At 63.2% G+C, this 23,590-nt stretch carries 20 protein-coding genes; 5 read left to right on the top strand and 15 right to left on the bottom strand.

Translation table 11 applies throughout. The features are described from left to right. Position 1 precedes the first annotated feature (1 nt). From FLQ03_RS02045 to FLQ03_RS02105, 13 genes are all read right to left on the bottom strand, one after another. A complete protein-coding gene (locus FLQ03_RS02045) occupies positions 2-601 on the bottom strand; it encodes a tetratricopeptide repeat protein (protein WP_144373070.1) in 600 nt (199 codons plus the stop codon). A 152-nt stretch (positions 602-753) separates the two neighbouring features. Then, positions 754-1,806 carry a ribosome small subunit-dependent GTPase A gene (gene rsgA / locus FLQ03_RS02050; protein WP_144373071.1) on the bottom strand — a complete coding sequence of 351 codons (1,053 nt, stop codon included), beginning with the start codon at positions 1,804-1,806 and terminating at the stop codon, positions 754-756. Positions 1,807-2,121: 315 nt separating this feature from the next. Next, positions 2,122-2,874, bottom strand: coding sequence for a competence/damage-inducible protein A (locus FLQ03_RS02055; RefSeq protein ID WP_144373072.1), 753 nt, complete (start codon positions 2,872-2,874; stop codon positions 2,122-2,124). Positions 2,875-2,878: 4 nt separating this feature from the next. Next, a complete protein-coding gene (locus FLQ03_RS02060; RefSeq protein ID WP_144373073.1) occupies positions 2,879-3,652 on the bottom strand; it encodes a YdcF family protein in 774 nt (257 codons plus the stop codon). Between the two features lie 106 nt (positions 3,653-3,758). Further along, a complete protein-coding gene (locus tag FLQ03_RS02065; RefSeq protein WP_144373074.1) occupies positions 3,759-4,469 on the bottom strand; it encodes an ABC transporter ATP-binding protein in 711 nt (236 codons plus the stop codon). Beyond that, on the bottom strand, positions 4,466-5,236 hold the full coding sequence (locus tag FLQ03_RS02070) for an ABC transporter ATP-binding protein (RefSeq protein WP_144373075.1): 771 nt from the start codon (positions 5,234-5,236) through the stop codon (positions 4,466-4,468). The genes FLQ03_RS02065 and FLQ03_RS02070 overlap by 4 nt, the downstream gene beginning before the upstream one ends. A gap of 3 nt (positions 5,237-5,239) precedes the next feature. Further along, entirely contained in the window at positions 5,240-6,298 is a 1,059-nt protein-coding gene (locus FLQ03_RS02075; protein ID WP_144373076.1) for an ABC transporter permease subunit, read from the bottom strand. A gap of 18 nt (positions 6,299-6,316) precedes the next feature. Next, positions 6,317-7,246, bottom strand: coding sequence for a branched-chain amino acid ABC transporter permease (locus FLQ03_RS02080; protein WP_144373077.1), 930 nt, complete (start codon positions 7,244-7,246; stop codon positions 6,317-6,319). Between the two features lie 496 nt (positions 7,247-7,742). Next, positions 7,743-9,092 (bottom strand): N-succinylarginine dihydrolase, encoded by a 1,350-nt coding sequence (gene astB / locus FLQ03_RS02085; protein ID WP_144373078.1) that lies wholly within the window; start codon positions 9,090-9,092, stop codon positions 7,743-7,745. Then, on the bottom strand, positions 9,089-10,549 hold the full coding sequence (astD, locus tag FLQ03_RS02090; protein ID WP_144373079.1) for a succinylglutamate-semialdehyde dehydrogenase: 1,461 nt from the start codon (positions 10,547-10,549) through the stop codon (positions 9,089-9,091). Before astD ends, astB begins: the two co-directional genes overlap by 4 nt. After that, positions 10,549-11,580 (bottom strand): arginine N-succinyltransferase, encoded by a 1,032-nt coding sequence (gene astA, locus FLQ03_RS02095; protein WP_144373080.1) that lies wholly within the window; start codon positions 11,578-11,580, stop codon positions 10,549-10,551. The genes astD and astA overlap by 1 nt, the downstream gene beginning before the upstream one ends. Beyond that, positions 11,577-12,614: an arginine/ornithine succinyltransferase subunit alpha gene (gene aruF / locus FLQ03_RS02100; RefSeq protein ID WP_144373081.1), complete on the bottom strand. Its 1,038-nt coding sequence runs from the start codon at positions 12,612-12,614 to the stop codon at positions 11,577-11,579. Before aruF ends, astA begins: the two co-directional genes overlap by 4 nt. 105 nt (positions 12,615-12,719) lie before the next feature. After that, positions 12,720-13,940 (bottom strand): aspartate aminotransferase family protein, encoded by a 1,221-nt coding sequence (locus tag FLQ03_RS02105; RefSeq protein WP_144373082.1) that lies wholly within the window; start codon positions 13,938-13,940, stop codon positions 12,720-12,722. Positions 13,941-14,465: 525 nt separating this feature from the next. Here FLQ03_RS02105 and FLQ03_RS02110 point away from each other — a divergent pair. Then, entirely contained in the window at positions 14,466-15,449 is a 984-nt protein-coding gene (locus FLQ03_RS02110) for a response regulator transcription factor (protein ID WP_144373083.1), read from the top strand. A gap of 94 nt (positions 15,450-15,543) precedes the next feature. Then, positions 15,544-16,584, top strand: coding sequence for an oxidoreductase (locus FLQ03_RS02115; RefSeq protein ID WP_144373084.1), 1,041 nt, complete (start codon positions 15,544-15,546; stop codon positions 16,582-16,584). A gap of 4 nt (positions 16,585-16,588) precedes the next feature. Here FLQ03_RS02115 and FLQ03_RS02120 read toward each other — a convergent pair whose 3' ends face one another. After that, positions 16,589-17,332, bottom strand: coding sequence for a response regulator transcription factor (locus FLQ03_RS02120; protein ID WP_240802179.1), 744 nt, complete (start codon positions 17,330-17,332; stop codon positions 16,589-16,591). Next, positions 17,314-19,350 carry a PAS-domain containing protein gene (locus FLQ03_RS02125; RefSeq protein ID WP_144373085.1) on the bottom strand — a complete coding sequence of 679 codons (2,037 nt, stop codon included), beginning with the start codon at positions 19,348-19,350 and terminating at the stop codon, positions 17,314-17,316. Before FLQ03_RS02125 ends, FLQ03_RS02120 begins: the two co-directional genes overlap by 19 nt. A 175-nt stretch (positions 19,351-19,525) precedes the next feature. On the opposite strand from FLQ03_RS02125, the gene FLQ03_RS02130 reads away from it, so the two are divergent. The 3 genes from FLQ03_RS02130 to FLQ03_RS02140 all read left to right on the top strand — a co-directional run bounded on the left by FLQ03_RS02130 (position 19,526) and on the right by FLQ03_RS02140 (position 23,521). After that, entirely contained in the window at positions 19,526-21,166 is a 1,641-nt protein-coding gene (locus tag FLQ03_RS02130) for an acyl-CoA synthetase (protein ID WP_144373086.1), read from the top strand. Between the two features lie 382 nt (positions 21,167-21,548). After that, positions 21,549-21,860, top strand: a complete 312-nt coding sequence (locus FLQ03_RS02135; RefSeq protein WP_144373087.1) for a DUF485 domain-containing protein — start codon at positions 21,549-21,551, stop codon at positions 21,858-21,860. Further along, the gene (locus FLQ03_RS02140) at positions 21,860-23,521 is read left to right on the top strand and encodes a cation acetate symporter (RefSeq protein ID WP_144373109.1); all 1,662 of its coding nucleotides are present in this window, start codon (positions 21,860-21,862) and stop codon (positions 23,519-23,521) included. The genes FLQ03_RS02135 and FLQ03_RS02140 overlap by 1 nt, the downstream gene beginning before the upstream one ends. Positions 23,522-23,590: the final 69 nt, after the last annotated feature.

A 23,590-nucleotide genomic window follows, 5' to 3' on the forward strand; every position in this document is an offset into this window, starting at 1 on the left:
GTTAGCGGTAATCGCGATCGGCACCCGGCAAGCGCTGCAGCGCTTGCTGACGCAAACCCTCACCCAGCCTGGCCAGCGCAAGGCCTTTGCCGTACAGCGCCCGCATATGCTGCGGGTTGGCTTGCAGCGCGGCTTCGAAATCCGCTAGGGCATCCGCGTCCCGCTGCAGCAGCAACCAGGCCTGCCCGCGCGACACCAGTGCGTTGGCCGCATTACCGGGCTGCGCCAGTGCCTGCTGGCAGTCTGCCAGCCCGGCCTCGGCCTGCCCGGCTTGCACTCGGACCACGCAACGCGTACCCAGGTAGCGGGCATTGCCCGGCGCATTCGCCACCGCGACGTCGAGATCGACCAGCGCAGGTGCCAGCTTGCCTTGCCCGCGCAGCAGCTCGCCACGGTTGAAACGCGCGGCGGCGTGCTGTGGCTGGCTGGCCAGCACGTTCTCCAGCAACGGCAGCGCGGCTTCCGGCTGGCCTTGCTCCAGCAGATGGTGAGCTTGCTGTACAAGCGTATCTGGCGTATCGGCTGCAACAGCATGGCTAGCAGCCAGCATGCAGAGCAGGCTGGCAAGCGCGTATCGGTGTAATGAAACGGAGTGGGACATGGGGCGCCTCGTAGAAAATTGCTGGCTGGCTCACCCACGGGTTGGCTGGCTAAGGCCAGCATTATTGCAAATGACATAAGCAGAAACAAGCCAGACACCGTGGCACAGCATACGGGCAGCACGCGGTAACGCACCGCCCGCCTGTGTCAGCTTTATTCCAGCTTCTGCTTTTGCCGCATCGCCTTGCTGCGCCGTTTCCATACCGCTTGCTGAGCCTTGCGTTGCAACAGGCTTTCCTCGCCGCGCTGCGCCTCGCGCAGCAGCTTGAAGTAGTTGTGCAGCCGGTCAGCATCCACCGCATTGCGCACCGCACAGCCAGGCTCTTGCTGATGGCGGCAATCGCGGAACTGGCAATGCGCCGCCAGCGCCTGGATATCGGCAAAGCTGTCGGCCAGCTGCTCAGCATCCAGGTCGGGCTGCAGCGTACGCACGCCAGGGGTATCGATCAGGCACCCTCCGCCCGGCAGGCAGTGCAAGCTGCGCGCCGTGGTGGTGTGCCGGCCACGGCTGTCGCCCTCCCGCACCGCACCGGTTTGCTGGCGTGCGTCGCCCAACAATGTGTTGCCCAGCGTGGACTTGCCGGCACCGGAGCTACCCAGCAGCACCAGCGTCTGCCCTGCCCCCAGCCACGGCGCCAGTTGGCCGCAACTGGCAGCATCGGTGCCGTTCAGCGCCAGCACGTGCTGGCAGTGCGGTATACGCTGGCGCACCGCCTGGATGGCCGCGTCGGGGTCGGCACACTGGTCGGCCTTGCTCAGCACCACCACCGGGCTGATGCCGGCGGCCTGCACCATGCTCAGGTAGCGCTCCAGCCGGCGCAGGTTGAAGTCGCCATCCAGCCCCATCACCAGCAAGGCCGTATCGATATGGCTGGCAATGCGCTGGCGCTGACCGTGGCTGTCGCGCCGCGACAGTGCCGCCGCCGGGGCAAAACGCTGCAGCAGCCACCAGCCGCCGTGGCTATCGCAACGGGCCAGTGCCCAGTCACCCACTGCGATGCCGTCGTCGGCTTGCAGGGCTTGCCACAGGCCGCTACCCAGGCGGCAAACGTGCTCGTGTTCGCCATCATGGACGGTAATGACATCTCGCTGCACTTCACTGACACGGCACAGGGTGGCGTCGTATTGCGCCTGTTGCAGCAGCGATTGCAACAGCGCGGGCGTCAGGCCGATGGCGGCCAGACGGGTAAAATCGAATGTAAACATGAAGGTTTCCGTGACGGGCGCGCGTGCAGACACGCGAGCCATGCCCGTAAAGGGCCTACGCTGCAGCCAGGCTGCAGCACCGGTATGAGGTAGCCGGTGACACGGAATGAGGGGTAAAGCAGGATGCGCGTGGCGCAGGGGAACAGCGTGATACCCGCTCAGACGGTGACCGGCACGGTGGCAATATCCATTTTTTCCATGTCGGTCTCCTTGGCGGTATTTATCGAAGTGCCAGTATGGTCAGCACGATGGCGTGCGGTCAAGCACAGCAAGGTTGGCCACGGCGGTGGCGGCCAACCTTGTGGCGATTAGCACTCAGTCCTTGGCCTGCACGGTATAGCCCTTGGCTTGTAGCGCTTTTTGCCATTCGCTCAGTGCGATGTCCACCAGCGCCGGCTGGCCGCTGAAACCGAACTCGATATGCATCTGCGCAATACGCTCGTTGCCGAAACTGGGCAGGCTGGACAGGCGCAAGGCCGGGTAGCAGGCGACAAAGTCCTGCATCAGGCTGATCAGGTCGCCTTCGCGTGCGTCCAGCGCAATGCAGCCGCGCTCGACGTCCGGGCTGTCGCTGAACAGCTGACGGTAGTGGTTATCCAGCACCCACTCCACCATCGGCCACGCCATATTCGGGAAGCCGGGCACAAAGTGCACGTTGGCGCAGCTGAAGCCGGGAATCTGGTTGACCGGGTTAGGAATGATGCTGGCGCTGGCCGGGAAGGTGCCCATATTGATGCGGTGCGGGTAGGCTTCGTCGCCAAAACGGCCTTCGATCAGTGCGCGGGCCTCGGGGTGCACGGTCAACGGCTCGCCCAGCGCCGCCGCGGCACAGGCGCGGGTGTGGTCGTCGGGGGTGGCGCCGATGCCGCCAAAGCTGAACACCAGGTCGCCGCTGGCAAACGCACGACGCAAGGCGGCTTCGATACGTGCCGGGTCGTCGCCCAGGTACTCGGCCCACGCCAGCTTCATGCCGCGCGCGGCCAACATGCGGATCAACGACTGCATGTGCTTGTCCTGGCGTTTGCCGGACAACAGTTCGTCACCAATGATCAAGGCACCGGTTTTCATGGTTTCAGCTTCCAAGTTGTTGACGGATTGTATAGTACAACATTCCAACAAGCTCGCGCAGTGCCTGATGCGTTTCCTGCATCGCCACGCCGGAAGGCAGCCACAGCACCAGGCCTTGGCCGTCGTAACGCACATAGCCGGTGGACCCCGGCAACACCTGCAGACCGGTCTGGGTAAAGAACGGCAACGCCCGCGACATGTGCCAGGCCTGGGTGACCAGCACGATACGCTGTATGCCGTCACGCGCCAACAGCGCCTGGCTATAACGGGCATTTTCGAGTGTGGTGCGCGACGCCGGCTCCTGCCAGCGCGCAGTCAGCCCGTAGTGCTGCTGCAGTACCCGCGCCATCACCACCGCCTCGGGCTCGCCCCCCAACGGCGCGCCACCGGATAGCAGTAAAGGCAGGCCGGTCTGCCGCGACAGCCAGGCGCCGTATTGCAGGCGCTGGTTAGCCGCGCCGCTCAGCACGTTGGCCGCGTACTCCGGCGCCGGCTTGACGCCGCCGCCAATCACCACGATGGCCTGGGCCGTACGCGCTTGCGCCAGCGTCAGCGGCGGGTAGCGCTCCAGCCAGCCGTTCAGCCACAACGCCGTTACCGGCAGGCTGAGCAGGTAGGCCAGCAGCGCCGTCATGCCCAGCACGCCGTATTGCAGCAGTGGGCGGCGGCGCAAGCAGAGTACGGCAGCCAGCGCAGGCAGCAGGTAAACCAGTGGCGGCAATATCAGCGCGCCCAGCAGTTGGTGCCACAGCACCAGGGTGTCGGTTTGAGCAGTCATCAGGCTTTCCAGACATCAGGCTGCTGCATGATATCGGCAGTGCCGGCCGCAGCACAAAACAAAAACCCCCTGCCTGGGCAGGGGGCTTGGGGACAGGCAGTGCTGCTTAGTCGCCGAGGTAGGCGTTACGCACGCGCTCGTCGGCCAGCAGCTCTTGCGCCGGGCCGCTCATGGTGATGCGGCCACTTTCCATTACGTAACCGCGCTGAGACACCTCCAGCGCCAGCTTGGCGTTCTGCTCTACCAGCAGCATGGTCACGCCTTCCTTGGCCACCATCTGGATGATCTCGAAGATCTTTTCCACGATCAGCGGGGCCAGACCCATCGACGGCTCGTCCAGCAGCAGCAGCTTGGGCTGGGAGATGATGGCACGCGCCATCGCCACCATCTGCTGCTCGCCACCGGACAGCGTACCGGCCAGCTGCTTCTGGCGCTCCTTCAGACGCGGAAACAGCTCGTAGCCGCGTTCGATGTCGCGCTGGATGCCGTCCTTGTCGTTACGGTGGTAGCCACCCATCTGCAGGTTTTCCTCGACGGTCAGCTTGCCGAAGATGCCACGGCCTTCCGGTACCATCACCAGACCGTTACGCACGAAGTTATAGGAGGCGATGCTGTCGGTTTCCTTGCCATCAAACGTGATGGAGCCACCGGACTTTTTCACCATCCCCACCAGGGTCTTCAGCGTGGTGGTCTTGCCGGCGCCGTTGGCACCGATCAGGGTCACCAGCTCGCCCTTGTTGATATGAAAATCGATGCCACGAACGGCCTGAATGCCGCCGTAAGACACTTGCAGGTTTTTGACGTCCAACAGGCTCATGAGTGTGCCGCTCCCAGGTAAGCTTCAATGACTTTCGGATCCTTGCGCACCACTTCCGGTACGCCTTCGGCGATCTTCTTGCCGTAATCCAGCACGGCAATACGGTCGCACAGGCCCATCATCAGCTTCACGTCGTGTTCGATCAGCAGCACGGTCACGCCGTCGTTGCGGATCTTTTCCATCAATACCTTCAGGTCTTCGGTTTCCTTCGGGTTCATACCGGCTGCCGGTTCGTCCAGCGCCAGCAGCTTGGGCTCGGTCGCCAGCGCACGGGCAATTTCTAGACGACGCTGGTGGCCGTACGACAGGTTGCGGGCACGCTCGTGCGCCACATCGTCGATACCCACGTACTTCAGCAGTTCCCAGGCTTTGGCCTCGATGGCTGCTTCCTCGTCACGCGTGGCTTTGGTACGCAGGATGGCACCCAGCGCACCCGCCTTGGAGCGGATATGGCGGCCAACCATCACGTTTTCCAGCGCCGTCATTTCGTGGAACAGACGGATGTTCTGGAAGGTACGGGCAATACCGCCCGCTACCACGATGTGCGGAGGCGCACGGAACATGTCCTTGCCGTCGAAGGTGAACACGCCTTCATCCGGCGTGTACAAACCGGTCAGCACGTTGAACATGGTGGTCTTGCCGGCGCCGTTCGGACCGATCAGGCCGTAGATCTCACCTTTATTGATATGCAGCGCCACATTATTCAGCGCGTGAAGGCCACCAAAGCGTTTGTGGATGCCTTCGATTTTCAGCAGTACTTCAGCCATGGCTTAACCTTTCTTGGCATCTTCAAACTCGGCCTTGCGGCGCTTGGACGGCCACATGCCTTCCGGACGGGTCAGCATCATGATCACCATGGCCAGACCGAACAGCAGCATACGGGCGTTTTCCGGGTCGACAATCATCTTGCCGAAGGCGTGCATCTGCAGCGGGCCAATCACATCACGCAGGATTTCCGGTGCAATGGTCAGTACCACCGCGCCCAGAATCACACCCGGGATGTGACCCATGCCGCCCAGTACCACCATGGCGAGGATCATGATCGACTCCAGCAAGCCGAACGATTCCGGCGAGATGAAGCCCTGGAAGGAAGCAAACAGGCCACCAGCCACACCACCGGACAACGCGCCCAGGGCAAAAGCCAGCAGTTTGATGTTGCGGATGTTCAGACCCATCGCCGAGGCGGCAATCTGATCTTCACGCATGGCTACCCAGGCACGGCCGATACGGGAGTACTGCAGACGGTAAGCCATGATCACCACGCCCACGGTCAGCACCAGGAACAGGTAGTAGTACATGTGTACCGGGTTCAGCGCGAAGCCAGCCACGTCGATGGTTTTGCCCATCGAGAAGCCACCGATCTGGATCGGGTCGATCAGGTTGATACCCTGCGGGCCGTTGGTGATGTTCACCGGCGCGTTCAGGTTGTTCATGAATATACGGATGATCTCGCCGAAACCCAGGGTCACGATGGCCAGGTAGTCGCCCTTCAGCTTCAGCACCGGCGTACCCAGCAGCAGGCCGAACAAGGCAGCGCACAGCGCACCCAGCGGAATGCTGATGTAGAACGGCAGGTGGATGTCGAAGTGCGGCGAACCCAGCAACGCGAAGGTGTAGGCACCCACGGCATAGAAGGCGATGAAGCCCAGATCGAGCAGACCGGCAAAGCCCACGACGATATTGAGGCCCAGCGCCAGCATTACGTACAGCAAGGCGAAGTCGATGGTGCGAACCCAAGAGTTACCCAGGGTGCTACCCACCACGAAAGGCAGCACTGCCAGCACGATGGCCGAGGCAATGAACACGCCGAGTTTTTTGTTGGTATTCATAGCGAAACGTACCCCGTGTTAAGCGCGATCGGCCATCTTTTCGCCCAGCAGGCCGGACGGACGGAAGATCAGCACAGCAATCAGCACCATGAAGGCAAAGATGTCCTGATAGTGCGAGCCCAGGAAACCACCGGTCAGATCGCCGATGTAGCCGGCGCCCAGACTCTCGATGATACCCAGCAGGATACCGCCGGCTACCGCGCCACCCAGGTTGCCGATGCCACCCAGTACCGCTGCGGTAAACGCTTTCAGACCGATCATGAAGCCCATGTAGTAGTGGGCCTGGTCGTAGTTGGTTGCCACCATCACGCCGGCGATGGCGCCAAGGGCGGAACCCATCACGAAGGTAGCGGATACGATGGTGTTGACGTTAACCCCCATCAAGCCGGCAACTGCCGGGTTCTGGCTGGTGGCCCGCATGGCGCGGCCCAGCTTGGTTTTTTCTACCACCACCAGCAGGCCAGCCATCAACGCGATACACAGCACCACGATGCCGACTTGCAGCTGGGTGATGGTGGCACCGAATACGTCGATGGTGTCATGGCTCAGGATGGGCGGGAACGGAATGTAGTTACGGCCCCAGATCAGGATGGCAGCCTGCTGCAGCACGATGGACAGGCCGATCGCAGTAATCAGCGGTGCCAGCTTGGGCGCATTGCGCAGCGGGCGGTAAGCCACGCGCTCGATCACGAAGCCCAGCAGCATGCACGCCGGAATCGCAACCAGAAGACCGATCAGCACCAATGCGGGGCCAGGCAGCCCGACACCGGCGTTGGTCAACGCGGTGATGACGGTGATGGTAACCATGGCGCCAAACATCACCACTTCGCCGTGCGCGAAGTTGATGAGGCCCATGATCCCGTACACCATGGTATAGCCAAGTGCAATCAGGGCATAAATACTGCCCAGCACAAGGCCATTCAGGATCTGTTGCAGAAAAATGTCCACGGTGGGATCTCCTTAGATTGATGGTCCCGATAGCTTTTTTGGGGGTTTACCCTCTATATGCCATCTTGTTGGCTTACCACTACAGACTGTCAACTCCAGCAGTAAGCCGAGCGGATTATGTAGGTGTATCCAATTGACTGTCAATCTTCCAGAAAGCCAGTTTTCACCTTTTTGGCCATTTTTTTTAATTTTTTGCAAGTTATTGATTTTATTGATTATTTTTAGTCGAAATGGCGCCACAGCAATATATTGCAGTGCAAAATATTACGCATTTGGGATGTTATTTTTGTAAAAGCTGAATTTCACAAATTTTCGTTTTCCAACCAATTGAACGCAGTAAATATTCCTTTCCGAAAATTCATGTTGCGATGGCGTTTCGTTTAGCACCTAGGTTCGCAAACGATATTCTGTATACAATCTACCGTATTCGGTTTTGATCGCAGCATGAAAAAAGCCGCAGCCCGGAGGCTGCGGCTTTATCGGCCGGTGGCGACGCTCAGACCAGCTGGAACGGATAGACCGAACCCAGCCCCAGAATGCCGCTTAGCTCATCCAGTGCGGTGCGACATTCCAGCAGCAGTTGCGGATCGGCCAGATCCTCTGGCGCCAGGCGGTCGCGATAATGACGGTCCACCCAAGCATTAAGCGTGCCAAACAGCTGCTCGCTCATCATCACGTTCGGGTTCACCGCCGCGATCTCGCTGGCAGACAGTGCCACGCGCAGCCGCAGGCAGGCCGGGCCACCACCGTTCTGCATGCTTTGCTTCAGATCGAACACCTTCACCTCGGCGATGGGGCCGCCGCTGGCTACCAGCTTCTGCAGGTAGGCCCACACACGCTCGATGTTGCGGCACTCTTCCGGCACCACGATGATCATCTTGCCGTCAGCCCGCGACAGCAGCTGGCTGTTGAACAGATAGCTCTTCACTGCCTCTTCCACCGTCACTTCGGCCTGCGGCACCTCGATGGGCACAAACTGTCCGCCCACGGCGGCCAACTTGCGCGACAGCTCGTCCAGCACCGCCTGTTGCTGCAGGAAGGACTTCTCGTGATGGAACAGCACATTGCGGTTGCCCACCGAGATCACGTCATTGTGGAACACGCCGGCATCGATGGTGTCCGGGTCTTGCTGCGCGTACACCACGCCTGCTTCGCTCAAGCCGTGCAGGCGCGCGACGGCATGGCAGGCTTCCAGCGTCTGGCGCGCCGGAAAGCGCGCCGGTTTCGGGTAACGGCTGTCAAAAGCTGACGCACCGAACACGAAGAACTCCACCCCTGCCCCATCGTATTCGTGACAGAAACGGGTATGGTTGGCCGCGCCTTCGTCGCCGAAGTGCATCTGCGCCGGCAGCGCCTCGTGCACCATGAAACGGCTGTCATCGGCAAACATCGCTTGCAGGATGCGGCGCGTGGTCGGGTGCTCGATGGAGCGGTGAAACTTGTTGTTGAGGTTGGCCGGGGTAAAGTGCACGCGGCCGTCGGCGGTATCACCGGACGGGCTGACCGTGGCGGCGTTGGCCGTCCACATGCAGGAAGCCGACATGGCGGCGGCCAGAATAGCCGGCGCTTCCTTGGCAGCACGGGCAATCACCTCGGCGTCGCTGCCGCCAAAGCCCAGGCGGCGCAGGCTGGCCACATCCGGGCGCTCGTGCGGGGCCAGTACGCCCTGCTTGAAGCCCAGATCGTGCAGCGCCTTCATCTTGGCCAAGCCTTGCTTGGCGGCCAGGCGCGGGTTGGACGCCGCGTTCTGGTTGCCGGTAGAGGCCACGTTGCCGAACGACAGGCCGCTGTAGTTGTGCGTCGGGCCGACCAGGCCGTCGAAATTCACTTCAAAGGCTTGGCTCATAGCGTCATCCCCGGGGAAAGTTGGGCCGGCACGGTCAGGCTGTCGCACTCCAGCGACGCCACCGGCCAGGCGCAGTAATCGGCTGCGTAGTAGGCACTGGGACGGTGATTACCGGAGGCACCAATGCCCCCGAACGGTGCAGCACTGGAGGCGCCGGTCAGCGGCTTGTTCCAGTTCACCACGCCGGCGCGCGCTTCCAGCAGGTATTGCTCGTACTGCGCACGGTCGTCGGACAGCACGCCACCGGCCAGGCCGAAGCGGGTGTCGTTGGCGATGTCGATGGCTTCGTCGAAGTCGCGGTAGCGGATCACCTGCAGCAGCGGGCCGAAGAACTCTTCGTCCGGGCGCTGCGCTGCGGTGCTATCGATAATACCGGGGCTGAGCAGCGCGCCTTCGTCCGACAGCCGGCGCATGGCCAGCAGTGCCTTGCCGCCACTGGCCAGCAGCTTGTCCTGTGCGGCCAACAGTGCATCTGCTGCAGCATTGGAGATCACCGAGCCCATGAACGGCTGCGGCTCTTCATTAAACAGGCCCACTTTCAGCCGCGCCGTCACCTCTACCAGGCGTGCCAGGAAAGCATCGCCCTCGGCGCCTTCGGCCACCAGCAGGCGGCGGGCGCAGGTGCAGCGCTGGCCGGCCGAAATGAAGGCCGACTGGATCACGTGATGTACCGCCGCGTCCACCTCGGCAACCTTGCCGACGATCAGCGGGTTGTTGCCGCCCATTTCCAGCGCCAGGATTTTTTCCGGTTGGCCGCCGAAAGTCTTGTGCAGCAGGTTGCCGGTAGCCGAGCTGCCGGTAAAGAACAGGCCGTCGATGCCGGCGTGGTTGGCCAGCGCAATGCCGGTATCGCGTGCGCCTTGCAGCAGGCCGATCACACCGGCCGGCAGGCCAGCTTCCGCCCACAGGCGTACCGTTTCCTGCGCCGTCCACGGCGTCAGCTCGGACGGTTTGAAGATTACGGTATTACCGGCGATCAGCGCCGGCACGATATGGCCGTTGGGCAGGTGGCCCGGGAAGTTGTACGGGCCGAACACCGCTACCACGCCGTGCGGCTTGTGCCGCAATACCGCCTGCGCGTCGCCCATGGCGGCACTGCGCTCGCCAGTGCGTTCGTGGTAAGCCTTGATCGAGATCTCTACCTTGTTGACCATAGTGGTCACTTCGGTCTGCGCTTCCCACAGCGGCTTGCCGGTTTCGCGGGCAATGATCTCGGCCAGCTGCGCCTTGTTGGCCGCCAGCAGTTCGCCAAAGCGGCGGATGATGGCGATGCGGGCGTCCAGACCCAGGCGCGCCCACGGTTTGAAGGCAGCGCGGGCGGCGGCCACTGCGCGGCCAACCTGCTCGGCGCTAGCGGTCTTGCCCTGCCAGATCGGCTCGGCAGTGGCGGGGTTGGTTTTGCTCAGCAGGTCGCCTTCACCGGCAACCCAGCTGCCTTGGATGAACTGGGTAGTCACTATGCACTCTCCTTGGGCGACAGCGTGACAACGCGTACCGTATCGCCTTCTTTGATATTCAATGCCGCCGCTTGCTCGGCGTTCAGGGTGACGCTGCCGTCGCCACGTACCAGCTCGGCCAGGATGACGCGGAAGTTGTCGTAGCCGGTGTTGGCCACCAGGTACCAGTCGGCCTCGCCAGCCGGCTGGCTACCGATACAGGCCGACAGCAGGCGGCTGTCGCGCACCGCACGCACGTCCTGCACGTAGGCTTGCACCGTCGGGCCGGCGTCGAAAATGTCGACGTAGCCTTCGTAACGGAAACCTTCGCTGTGCAGCATGGCCACTGCCGGGCGGGTGTTGTCGTGGGTCTGGCCGATGACGGCTTGCGCCTCCGGCGGGAGGAAGTCGATGTACACCGGAAACTTGGGCATCAGCTCTGCCACAAACGACTTCTGCCCTACCCCGGTCAGGTAGTCGGCTTCGGCGAACTCGATGGAGAAGAAATGCCGGCCCAGTGCTTCCCAGAACGGCGATTTGCCGTCGGCGTCGGACACGCCGCGCATCTCGGCCACCACCACTTTGCCGAACAGCTGGTGGAACTGCGCCAGAAACAGGAAGCGGCTTTTCGACAGCAGGCCACCGTTCTTGTTGACGCGGTAATCGGGGTGCAGGAACAGCGTGCACAGTTCGCTGTAGCCGGTGTGGTCGTTGGACAGGAACAGCGTCTCGTGGCGGGTGTACACACCCAGCTCTTCGGAGGCGTGCACGATGTTGCCGACGCGGTAGTTGTACCAGGGCTCTTTCAGGCCGACCGCCGCTTCCAGCGCGCAGATGCCGCCAACACGGCCGGTGGCGGTGTCTTCCAGCACGAACACATAGCCGCGCTCGGCCAGGTCGGCCTCGCCGCTGAAGCTGCGCTCGGAACGTGCAATACGCGCGGCAAGGCGGTCTTCGTTGACGGGCAGGCTGGTCAGACCGACACCGGCGCTGCGCGCCAGCTCCATCAGGCCCGGCAGGTCGCCGGCTCTTACGGGACGAATCACCATCATGCTTGTACTCTCCCGTGTTCCGGCAACAGCGGCACCGCGCACAGGCGCTGGCCATTGCCGACGCCCAGTGCTCGGGCGGTTTCCTGGGTAATGAAAATCACGTCGCCCACCACGCTGGCGTGGGCCTGGGTGGCGGCAAACTGGCCACTACGATGGTTGGACAGCAGCATTTCCTGGCTACCCGACGGCAACGACGGGCCGGCTTCCACCGCGTAGGTGTGTTGCTGGCGCAGGCTGAACAGCTGGTCTACCTCGGCGGTCAGCACCGCGCCGCCGTCGAAGATATCGATGTAGTCGTCGGCTTCGAAACCCTCGCGCGACAGGATGCTGAACGGGCGCTCGAAGTCGGGGTGAATCTGGCCGATGGCGTTCTGCGCCTGGTCTGGCAGCAGTGGCACGTAGATCGGGTAAGTCGGCATCAGCTCGGCGATGAAGGTTTTGCTGCGCTGGGCGAAGGCCTGCTCCACCTGCGGGAAATCCATATTGAAGAAGCGGCGACCGATGGCGTCCCAGAACGGCGACTGGTTGTCGGCATCCAGCATGCCCTGCATTTCCACCAGGATGCGGCGGCCAAAGCGCTCGCGGGCAGCGGCCATATACAGCAGACGGGCACGCGACAGCAGCTCGTAAGCGCGCATTGTGTACTGCGGGTCGCAGTAGAAACCGCACAGCTGTACCAGGCCGGTCAGGTCGTGACACATGGTCAGCACGTGGATGCGGTTGTTCACCTTCAGTGCACGCGACGCGTGCACCATGGTTTCGCTGCGGTAGCTGTAGAACGGCTCTTCAAAGCCGGCGGATGCGCTGATGGAGGCGGTACCGACCACGCGGCCTTCGTCCTCCAGCACAAACATGTAGTACTCGCGTCCGGTACCCGCAATCGCCTCGTGTTCGAAGGCGCCCAGCGAGTTCTGGATCTTTTCGTAAAGCTTTTCCCGATTGTTCGGCAAGCTGGTTACGCCGATTCCGCTCTCCACCGCCATGTGTTCCACATGCGGCAGATCGGAAATGCGTACAGGGCGCACGATCAGCATGTCAGCCTCTCTCTCGTTGTAATGTGAATGCAGGCGCAGGGCAGCCCGCACCGCTGCCCAGGCAGGCAGCGGCGTTCCTTTGTATTGGGATGAAACGGGACGAACTTAGCTGCGGCTAGCGGCAACCACGCTGGCCACGGCGGCATCGAAGCGGGCCAGGCCGTCATCGATATCCTGCTCGCTGATCACCAGCGACGGCGCAAAACGCACCACCGACAGGCCTGCTACCAGCACCATCAGTTGCTGGGCTTCGGCCGCTTTCAGGAAGTCGCGGGCGCGACCGGCAAACTCGTCGGACACCACGGCACCGATCAGCAGGCCCATGCCGCGTACTTCCTTGAACACGTTGTACTTGGCGTTGATGGCGTTCAGGCCGTCAACAAAGCGCTGGTGCTTGGCACGCACGCCAGCCAGCACTTCCGGGCGGCTAACGATTTCCACCACTTTGCCGGCCACGGCGGCAGCCAGCGGGTTACCGCCGTAGGTGGTGCCGTGGGTGCCTACTGCCAGGCTCTTGGCGATGGCGTCGGTGGTGAGGATGGCGCCGATCGGGAAGCCACCGCCCAGGCCCTTGGCGCTGGACAGGATATCCGGGGTAATACCGTATTCCTGGTAGGCGTACAGCGAGCCGGTGCGGCCAACGCCAGTCTGCACTTCATCGAACACCAGCAGCGCCTTGTGCGCGTCGCACAGCTCGCGCGCGGCTTGCAGGTAAGCCTGGGTCGCCGGCAGCACGCCGCCTTCGCCCTGTACCGGCTCGATCACCACGGCGCAGGTCTTGTCGGAGATGGCCGCTTTCAGCGCATCGATATCGTTGAACGGTACGTGGGTAATGCCGGCCGGGTTGGGACCGAAGCCTTCGGCGTACTTGGGTTGGCCGCCAACGTTGACGGTAAACACGGTACGGCCGTGGAAGGAGTTGGTGCAGGAAATGATTTCGTACTTGTCGGCGCCGAAGTGGTCGGCGGCGTATTTGCGCGCCAGCTTGAAAGCGGCTTCGTTGGCTTCGGCACCGGAGTTGCAGAAGAACACGCGGTCAGCGAAGGTTTTCTCTACCAGCGCGCTGGCCAGCTGCAGCGCCGGCTCGTTGGTGAACACGTTGGACACGTGCCACAGTTTGCCGGCTTGCTCGGTCAGCGCCGCCACCAGCTCCGGGTGGCAGTGGCCCAGCGAGTTCACGGCAATGCCGCCAGCCAGATCGATGAACTCGCGGCCGTCCTGGTCCCATACGCGGGAACCTTCACCGCGCACCGGAATGAAACCGGCCGGGCTGTAGTTGGGGACCATGACCTGGTCGAAAGTGGCGCGAGTGACGGTCTTGCTCATTGATGAGTTCCTTCCTGCAATTTGTCGCAATTATTGTTCGTTACAGCCTGTGCTGCGTTTTGCACACGCCGTTACACAAGTCTTGCAACGATTCTAATCGAATCCTCGGCGCGCACCATATCCTCTTTGCGACATGGGCTTACACATTTCCCTGCCTTGTCCAACAATACGCAGCGCAAAAAAATCCTTTCCATTCATAGCGTTAAATACACCACATTCAGATAAGCGCCATGCCTTGCCGCTTTTGAGCCATAGCCGACCGCTACCGCATGGCAAGGAATGCGCGGCCAACTTGCGGCAGGTCAGCCCGGCCGGCCTGCCGGCGTGGCAGACTACTGCCAGCAGTTATGTCGCACGGGTAAGCCATCCACAGCGCAAGCCGGCTGCAATTTCAGCGGCGAAATATCAAATTAACAGCTACCTTTTACAACAGATGCAGTAGAGTTAAGCCCTCATTCGCAAGCAGGTACACCAGTTGCCTGCGATGACGGCGCAAGCCATTCGCAAAACAGAAAGGAGACCGGCATGGCCGAAGCCAGGTTGCTGATCGTCGAAGACAGCAAGACGCAGCGCGCATTCTATGGCAGCGTTTTCGAGGGCCATTACACGCTGCGCTTTGCCACCAACGGCAAAGAAGCACTGGACTGTGTGGCAACGGAAGTGCCCGATGTCATCCTGCTGGACGTGGAAATGCCCGAGCTGGACGGTTACGCCGTGTGCCGCCAGCTGCGTGCGCAGGAGCACGAAATGCCGATCCTGTTCGTATCGGCCCACGTGGAGCTGTCCGACCGGCTGCAAGGCTACGATGTCGGCGGCAATGATTTCCTGTGCAAACCGATCGACCCGCGCGAGCTGGTACTGAAAGTGGAGCTGGTGCTGCGCCAGCGCGAAGAACAAATGCGGCTGCAGGAAACCGGCCGCACCGCCTTCTCGGCCGCCATGACCGCGATGAGCGCCATGTCGGAAATGGGCGTGCTGATCGACTTCATCCGCAACGTGTCCAAGCTGGGTAACTATGTGGACATCGCCGGCGCCATCTGCACCACACTGGAAGCGTACGGCCTGCACGGCTGCCTGCAAATCTACGGCACCGAAGGCGAACACCTGCAATCCACCGACGGCCAGGCCACGCCGCTGGAAGCCAGCATCATCGCCAACGCCCGCACGCTGACCCATATTTATTCGTCCGGCAGCAACACCTCGTTCAACTACCCGCATTGCTGCCTGGTGATCCGCGACATGCCGCTGGAAGACGAAGACCGTTGCGGCCGCCTGCGCGACCACCTGGCCATCCTGGCCGAAGTGGCCGCCACCCGCGCCCAGGCATTGGACGAGCTGCACCGCGAGATCAAGCAGCTGGAAGCCCGGCTGCAAGACCAGCAAGCCGCGCTAGTAGCGCTGCGCCGGCGCTTGCCGGCCGCCAGCGCCACGCTGGGCCTGAACCCGGACCAGCAAACCGGCCTCGGCCGCATCTTCGACCAGTTGCTGATCACCGCCCCCAGGGATTGAGGCGCAAGGTGCTGTAGCCACTGGCCTACAGCGCGCTTTTGCGGCAAGCTCTGCCTCCCTGCCCGCCGGCGCGGCCCCTGCATGGAGAGCAAGCATGACTACCCCCCTCAACGTCGCCCTGATCGGTTACGGCTACGCCGGCCGCACTTTTCACGCGCCGCTGCTGCGCGCCGAACCGCGTTTCCGCCTGCACACCATCGTCAGCAGCAAGGGCGAGCAGGTACTGGCCGAACAAGCCGGCGTGGCCGTGTGCAGCGACCCGGCACAGGCACTGGCCAATCCGGCTATCGACCTAGTGGTGATCGCCAGCCCCAACGACAGCCACTTCCCGTTGGCCGAACAGGCCTTGCAAGCCGGCAAGCACGTGGTGGTGGACAAGCCGTTCACCACCACCGCTACCGAAGCCCGTCTGCTGCAGGTGCTGGCCGGCCAGCGCCAGCGCCTGCTGTCGGTGTTTCATAACCGGCGCTGGGACGCCGATTTTCTGACCCTGCGCCAGTTGCTGGACGCCGGCACCCTGGGCCAGATCAGCCTGTTCGAGTCGCGCTTCGAGCGTTACCGCCCGCAGGTGCAGGTGCGCTGGCGCGAATCGGCTGTAGCCGGCGGCGGCCTGTGGTACGACCTGGGCCCGCACCTGCTGGACCAGGCGCTTCAGCTGTTCGGCACGCCGCAGGCGCTGCACGCCGATCTGGCCACGCAGCGCAACGGCGCCGTGGCTACCGATTACTTCCACGTCACACTGCACTACCCGCGCCTGCGTGTACTGCTGTCGGCCAGTTGCCTGGTCAGCGGCGGCTCGCCGCGCTTTGCCGTACACGGTGCGCTGGGCAGTTACGTGAAATACGGGCTGGACACCCAGGAAGCGCAGCTGAAAGCCGGCGGCCAACCTGGCGCAGCCGGCTGGGGGGACGACCCGCTGCCAGGCCTGCATTACGTGCAGCAGGACGGCGAGCCGCACGGCCACGCGGTGCCGATGCTGGCAGGCGACTACCGCCGCTACTACGCGGGCATCGCCGCGGCCATTCTGGACGGTGCGGCCAACCCGGTACCGGCCAGCGAAGCCGCGCTGGTGATGGAGCTGATCGAGCTGGGCATCGCCAGTGCGGCGCAAGGCCACACGCTGTCGGTACGCTGAACGGCTATACCCACTCCACCTTGCTGACAAACAGGTAGCCGGCGCCGTACACTGTCTTGATCAGGCGCGGGTTGTAGCTGTCGTCGCCCAGCTTGCGCCGCAGCCGCGAGATACGCACGTCGATGCTGCGGTCGTACGGCGACATATCATCCAGCCCCAGCAGCTGTTCGCGCGGTAACACGCGGTTGGGGCGCTCCAGAAAGCGCTGCAGCATCTGGCCTTCGCCCGCGCTGAGCGTGCGTTCGCTGCCGTCGGCAGCCACCAATTTGTAGCTGTCCATCTCGTAGCGCCAGCCGGCAAAGCTGGCGCAGCGCGGCGTCTGGCGCACGGCGGCGTCCACCGGTTGCTCGCAACGGCGCAGGATGCTGCGCACGCGGGCCACCAGCTCGCGCGGCTCGAACGGCTTCATGATGTAGTCGTCGGCGCCGGTTTCCAGCCCCATCACGCGGTCGCCAACGTGGCCACGCCCGCTGAGGATAATGACGCCGCAGCGCTGCTGCTCGCGCACCTGACGCACGATGCTCATGCCGTCCATGTCGGGCAGGCCCAGGTCGACGATCACCAGGTCGGGCGCTTGCTGGCGCAGCCGCTGCAACAAGGCGGCGCCGGTGCGGAAGGTTTCGCAGCGAAACTGGTAGTCGCGCAGGATGGTGGCAATCAGGCGGGCGATGGACAGGTCGTCCTCCACCACGTACACCAGCTTGTCAGCCAGCGGGGTTTCAACGGCATTCAGGCTTGCGGCAGACACAACATGACCTCGTCTAGCAATGCGGCCAACTCGGCCGGGGTAAAGGGTTTTTCCAGTTTCGGAAACGCCGGCACCTCGTGGCGGCCTTCCTCGTAACCGCTCATCAGCACCACACGGATGCGCGGCCGCAAGCGGCGCGCGACCACTGCCAGCGCGCGACCGTTCAGTTGGCCAGGCATCACGATATCGGTGAGCAGCAGGCCGATGTCGTCGATGTTCTCCAGCATGGCCAGCGCCTCGTCACCGCTTTCCGCTTCCAGCACCGGGTAGCCCAGGCTGGTGAGCTGCAGCCGCACCACGCGGCGCACTTCGGCGTCATCCTCCACCAGCAGCGTCAGCGGCCGCTCGCGCCCGCCGGCCTTGCCGCTGAAATCCAGCCGACCGGCCGGGCGGCCGGCCGGTTCGGTCTGCGGCAGCCACAGCACGAAGCGCGTGCCTTGCCCTGGCGTGCTGGCCACGTGCACGGCACCGCCCGATTGGCGGGCAAAGCTGTACACCATGGCCAGGCCCAGGCCGCTGCCGCTACCAAAACGCTTGGTGGTAAAGAACGGTTCGAACACGCGCAACAGGGTTTCCGGCGCCATGCCGACGCCGCTATCGGCCACTTCCAGTCGTACATAGCTGCCGGCCTGCAGCTGGCGCTCGGCGGCCTCACGTTCGTTCAACGGCTGCTGATCCACCAGCAGCTGTAGTTGGCCGCCATCCGGCATCGCATCGCGGGCGTTCAACACCAGGTTGAACACCGCGCTCTCCAGCTGGTGCTGGTCGGCCATCGCGTACAACGGTTGCGGCGGCCACTGCGTCTGCAGCTGGATGGTTTCCGGCAGCGAACGCCGGATCAATTGCAGCATGCCCTGCAACAGGCTGCCGGTATCGACGGCGCTGGGCAATAGCGGCTGCTGGCGGGCAAAGGTGAGCAGCCGCCGCACCAGCGACACCCCACGCTCTGCGGCCTGCAGTGCCGGCTCCAGATAATCCAGCACCGCCGGTTGCTGCTGGTGACGGCTGCGCAGCTCGGCCAGGTTGCCGATGACCACGGTCAGCATATTGTTGAAATCGTGCGCCAAGCCGCCGGACAGCTGACCGACGGCCTCCATCTTCTGCGCCTGCACCAGCGCCGACTGGGTCTGCTTCTGCTCGGTAATATCGAACGACAGCACGAAGCAGCCCAGCACCTCGCCGTCGGCGGCGATCTCCGGCACCAGCGTGCTGCGGGCAAAGATATGGCTGCCGTCGTCCTTCTGCATCGTGTATTCGTAGGTAACCTGGTGCCCGGTCAGCGCCTCGTTCACATAAGCCACTACCGCCGCGTAGAACTTGCTGCCCAGCGCAGCCTCGATGTGCTGGCCGACGATGTGTTCGTTACGGCGGCCGAACCAGTCGCTATAGCCCTTGTTGGCGTAACGGTAGATATGGTGCTTGTCGAAGTAGGCGATCAGCGCCGGGATGGTGTCGGTAATCAGCCGCAGCCGCTCTTCGCTGCGGCGCAGTGCGGCGGTGATCTGCTCGTTGGCCGCGTGGGCCTCGCGCAGCTGCTGATTGGCCGCTTCCAGCTCGGCAGTACGCGCCCGCACGTGCGATTCCAGGTCGGCCTTTTGCTGTTGCTGCAAACGCTCGCACGCTTGCTGCTCGGTCATGTCGGTGTACAGCGCGATGAAGCCGCCGGCCGGCAGCGGCTCGCCGCGCACACGCAGCACCGAGCCATCAGGGCGGATGCGCTCGGTATCGTGCGGCTCGAAACGCCACGCCAGCGCCACCCGCTCGGCTACCTGCTGTTCCGGGTCGCCAGGGCCGTACTCGCCGCGGTAGGCGTTATAGCGGATGTAAGCGTCGAACGGCGTACCCACCTTGCCCAGCTCGGGCGGGAAGTCCAGCAGCGCCAGAAAGCGCTGGTTGCACGCCACCAGTTTCAGGTCGGCATCGAACACGGTAACGCCCTGGTCCAGCAGATCCAGTCCGGACAGCAGCAGGGTATTGGCGGGCTGGGCAAACGATGAGGCGGCTGACTGTTGCGGCATGACGACGGTTTTCCGGCCTGCGGCCATGACAAACGATGACAGGGCCCGATTTTAGGCCAGCTGCTGGCAGAAAAGCAGCCTTGCAATCATTCGTTACAATTGCCACAAACTTGTGCAACGGTGCGCGGCAATCATCGTGTGATAACGACAGCATCACACAGAGGAGAGTACGCGGATGTCCCTGCACAGCTACCAGCAAGACCTGCCCCGCACGGCGGCCAACCATGTACCCTTGTCGCCGCTGAGCTATATCGAGCGCGCGGCAGCGGTGTACCCCGAGCGCACCGCCATCATCCACGGCGCCCAGCGTTACACCTGGCAGCAGGCTTACGAACGTAGCCGGCGCCTGGCCAGCGCACTGGCTCGCCACGGTATTGCCAAGGGTGACACCGTGGCCGTGATGCTGCCCAATATCCCGGCCATGCTGGACTGCCATTTCGGGGTGCCAATGTGTGGTGCGGTGCTGAACACCCTCAACACGCGGCTGGACCCGGAAGCCATCGCCTTCATGCTGCAGCACGGTGAGGCACGGGTACTGATTACCGACCGCGAATTCTCATTCACCATCGCCCCGGCGCTGGCGATGCTGGACAAACCACCGCTGGTGATCGACGTGGACGACCCGGAATACGCCGGCCCCGGCCAGCGCCTGGGCAGCATCGAATACGAAGCTTTCATCGCCGACGGCGACCCGGACTACGCCTGGCAGCTGCCGGATGACGAGTGGGACGCCATCTCGCTGAACTACACCTCCGGCACCACCGGCAACCCCAAGGGCGTGGTCTACCACCACCGTGGTGCCTACCTGAACGCCAGCTGCAATATCCTGGACTGGGGCATGCCGCGCCACGCAACCTACCTGTGGACGCTGCCGATGTTCCACTGCAACGGCTGGTGCTTCCCGTGGACGATGGCGGCCAACGTCGGCACCAATGTGTGCCTGCGCCGCGTCGACCCTCGGCTGATCTTCGATCTGATCAAGACCCACCGTGTCAGTCACTACTGCGGTGCGCCCATCGTGCACAACATGCTGATCAACGCGCCGGACGACTGCAAACAGGGCATCGAACATCAGGTGCATTGCCTGGTGGCCGGCGCCGCGCCGCCGTCTGCGGTGATCGAGGGCATGGAGCGGCTGGGCTTCAACATCACCCACGTGTACGGGCTGACCGAAACCTACGGCCCGGCGTCGGTATGCGCCAAGCAGGACGAATGGGCGGCGCTGGACATCGGCGGCCGCACCGAGCGCAACGGCCGCCAGGGCGTGCGCTACACCATGCAACAAGGCATGACGGTGATGGACCCCGCCACCATGACCGAAGTCCCGCACGACGGCGAGACCATGGGCGAAATCATGTTCCGCGGCAACCTGGTGATGAAGGGCTACCTGAAAAACGCACGCGCCACCGAAGAGGCACTGGCTGGCGGCTGGTTCCACACCGGCGACCTGGCCGTCATCCAGCCGGACGGCTACGTGAAGATCAAGGACCGCTCCAAAGACATCATCATCTCTGGCGGCGAGAATATTTCGTCGATCGAGGTGGAAGACGTGCTGTGCCGCTTCCCGGGCGTGATTTCCGCCGCCGTGGTGGCACTACCGGACCCGAAATGGGGCGAGGTGCCGTGCGCCTTCCTGGAAATGCGCGAAGGTGTAGACGGCGACGAGGCCGCTGTCATCGAGCACTGCCGCGCCCACCTGGCGCGCTTCAAGGTGCCCAAGCGCATCATCTTCGGCCCCATCCCCAAAACGTCTACCGGCAAGATCCAGAAATTCCTGCTGCGCCAGCAAACCAACGCGACCGCCGCCATCCAGTAACCAGCCGCACCGGCTCGGCCTGCGGCCAACCCTGCAACAGGGGTGTTCTGGTTGGCCGCAACGCGCCGGCAAGGCAGGCCTCGCAGCGCCGCTGCGAACATTTCCCCCCTTTAGCCCCCGCTTCGGCGGGGATTTTTTTTGCCAGCTGCGCCACGGTGCCCGCTGCTGTTGCGGCGCTACGACGCCTGGCGTTCTGCAGCGCGGGCCGCCCGCCTGGCCAGAACGCCAATCTGCCACTCGCAGCGGCACGTTCATGTTTCGTTACATTTCACACACAGTTACGCAAGGTTGGGCGTGAATCATCGGTGCATAACAGAGCAAACGCTCTACGCAGCCGCCACAGAGCGGCACCCCGCAACACTACCGAGAAGCAGGAGAAACCATGTCCGACAACGTGTCACACGCCATCCGGCAACATCCGCAGTTTTCCGCCCTGGTCAGGAAGCGCACCAGCCTCGCCTGGCTGCTGGCTGCGCTGACCCTGGCCAGCTACTACCTGTTCATGCTGGTCGTGGCCCTGGCGCCGGCCAGCCTGCACCAGCCGTTACAAAGCGGCGGCGTATTGTCATGGGGCGTCCCCGTGGGCGCCGCCATCATCGTGTTTACCTGGGCGCTGACCGGCTATTACGTTTACCGCGCCAATACCGAGTTCGACCGCCTGACCGCCACCATCTTGCAGGAGTGCCAGCCATGATGCGCCGTCTCGCTAGCTTGCCTGGCCTGCTGGCCAGCCCCTTGGCCCTGGCCGGTCCGGCCGTGGCCGGCGCGGTGGAAAAACAGCCGCTGAACGTGGCCGCCATCGGCATGTTCATGCTGTTCGTGTTGCTGACACTGGGTATTACCTGGTGGGCTTCGCGCCGCACCCGCTCCGCCAGCGATTTCTACACCGCGGGTGGCGGCATTACCGGCTTCCAGAACGGGCTGGCCATCGCCGGCGACTACATGTCGGCGGCCACGCTGCTGGGGCTGTCCAGCATGGTGTTTGCCAAGGGTTACGATGGCTTCATCTACACCGTCGGCTTCTTTGTCGGCTGGCCCATCATTACCTTCCTGATGGCCGAGCGCCTGCGTAACCTGGGCCGCTTTACCTTTGCCGATATCGCCAGCTACCGGCTGGACCAGACCAAGATCCGTACCTTTGCCGCCTTCGGCTCGCTGACGGTGGTGAGCTTCTACCTGATCGTGCAGATGGTCGGTGCCGGCCAGCTGATCCAGCTGCTGTTCGGTCTGGATTATCCGGTAGCCGTGGTGGTGGTAGGGCTGGTGATGATGGCCTATGTGATTTTTGGCGGCATGATCGCCACCACCTGGGTACAGATCATCAAGGCCGTGTTGCTACTGGCCGGCGGCACGGCACTGGCTCTGATGGCAATGTCGCGCTTCGGTTTCAGCTACGAAACGCTGGCGCGGGAAGCCATCTCCGTCCATAAGGACGGCCTGGCCATCATGGGGCCCGGCAGCATGCTGGCCGACCCGGTGAACGTAGCGTCGATGTCGCTGGGCCTGGTGTTCGGCATTGCCGGCCTGCCACACATCCTGATGCGCTTCTTTACCGTGCCCAACGCCAAAGAAGCCCGCAAGTCGGTGTTCTACGCCACCGGCTTCATCGGCTTTTTCTTTCTGGTGGTGTGTACGCTGGGCTTTGCCGCCATCGCCATCATCGGCAAGGACCCGCAGTATTTTGTCGGAGGCGAGCTGGGCGGCAAACTGGTAGGCGGCGGCAATATGGTGGCCATGCACCTCGCCAAGGCCGTGGGCGGCAACCTGTTCCTGGGCTTTTTGTCTGCGGTAGCGTTTGCCACCATCCTGGCGGTAGTAGCCGGCCTGGCGCTGGCCGGGGCCTCGGCCATTTCGCACGACCTGTACGCCACCGTGATCAAGAAAGGCAAGGCTGACGAAAAGAGCGAGCTGAAAGTGTCGCGCATTGCCGCCGTTGCCATTGGCGTGCTGGCTATCGTGCTGGGCATCCTGTTCGAGAAGCAGAACGTGGCCTTCCTGGTGGGGCTGACTTTCGGCGTGGCGGCGTCCACCAACTTCCCCATCCTGATCCTGTCGATGTACTGGAAAGACCTCACCACCCGTGGTGCGCTGATCGGCGGCTTTAGCGGCCTGATCTCGGCGGTAACGCTGGTGGTGCTGTCCAAGGCGGTATGGGTGACGGTGCTGGGCTACGAAGAGGCCATCTTCCCGTACGAGCATCCGGCGCTGTTCTCGATGCCACTGGCCTTTGCCGTCAGCGTGATCGTGTCGCTGCTAGACCGCAGCCAGGCAGCCGCTACCGAACGCGCCCGCTTTGACGAGCAATTCGTACGCGCACAAACCGGTCACGGTGCGGCAGCGGCGCACAATCACTAAACAGCCCCCCGCCGGCATCGCTGGCGGCACCCGGGCGCGCTACCCTGCCCCGCCGGTTTTGCCGGCGGG

Origin of the sequence: Vogesella urethralis (assembly GCF_007644045.2) — a bacterium.
Taxonomy (GTDB): Bacteria; Pseudomonadota; Gammaproteobacteria; order Burkholderiales; family Chromobacteriaceae; genus Vogesella; species Vogesella urethralis.

Bases quoted from the DNA above. Each gene is read 5' to 3' on its own strand.
- FLQ03_RS02140 (WP_144373109.1), top strand. From the start codon at position 21,860: ATGCGCCGTCTCGCTAGCTTGCCTGGCCTGCTGGCCAGCCCCTTGGCC.
- FLQ03_RS02110 (WP_144373083.1), top strand. From the start codon at position 14,466: ATGGCCGAAGCCAGGTTGCTGATCGTCGAAGACAGCAAGACGCAGCGC.
- FLQ03_RS02135 (WP_144373087.1), top strand. From the start codon at position 21,549: ATGTCCGACAACGTGTCACACGCCATCCGGCAACATCCGCAGTTTTCC.
- FLQ03_RS02065 (WP_144373074.1), bottom strand. From the start codon at position 4,469: ATGAGCCTGTTGGACGTCAAAAACCTGCAAGTGTCTTACGGCGGCATT.
- FLQ03_RS02070 (WP_144373075.1), bottom strand. From the start codon at position 5,236: ATGGCTGAAGTACTGCTGAAAATCGAAGGCATCCACAAACGCTTTGGT.
- astA (WP_144373080.1), bottom strand. From the start codon at position 11,580: ATGATGGTGATTCGTCCCGTAAGAGCCGGCGACCTGCCGGGCCTGATG.
- FLQ03_RS02075 (WP_144373076.1), bottom strand. From the start codon at position 6,298: ATGAATACCAACAAAAAACTCGGCGTGTTCATTGCCTCGGCCATCGTG.
- FLQ03_RS02055 (WP_144373072.1), bottom strand. From the start codon at position 2,874: ATGAAAACCGGTGCCTTGATCATTGGTGACGAACTGTTGTCCGGCAAA.
- FLQ03_RS02115 (WP_144373084.1), top strand. From the start codon at position 15,544: ATGACTACCCCCCTCAACGTCGCCCTGATCGGTTACGGCTACGCCGGC.
- FLQ03_RS02105 (WP_144373082.1), bottom strand. From the start codon at position 13,940: ATGAGCAAGACCGTCACTCGCGCCACTTTCGACCAGGTCATGGTCCCC.
- FLQ03_RS02045 (WP_144373070.1), bottom strand. From the start codon at position 601: ATGTCCCACTCCGTTTCATTACACCGATACGCGCTTGCCAGCCTGCTC.
- astB (WP_144373078.1), bottom strand. From the start codon at position 9,092: ATGAGCCAAGCCTTTGAAGTGAATTTCGACGGCCTGGTCGGCCCGACG.
- FLQ03_RS02125 (WP_144373085.1), bottom strand. From the start codon at position 19,350: ATGCCGCAACAGTCAGCCGCCTCATCGTTTGCCCAGCCCGCCAATACC.
- rsgA (WP_144373071.1), bottom strand. From the start codon at position 1,806: ATGTTTACATTCGATTTTACCCGTCTGGCCGCCATCGGCCTGACGCCC.
- FLQ03_RS02060 (WP_144373073.1), bottom strand. From the start codon at position 3,652: ATGACTGCTCAAACCGACACCCTGGTGCTGTGGCACCAACTGCTGGGC.
- aruF (WP_144373081.1), bottom strand. From the start codon at position 12,614: ATGCTGATCGTGCGCCCTGTACGCATTTCCGATCTGCCGCATGTGGAA.
- FLQ03_RS02130 (WP_144373086.1), top strand. From the start codon at position 19,526: ATGTCCCTGCACAGCTACCAGCAAGACCTGCCCCGCACGGCGGCCAAC.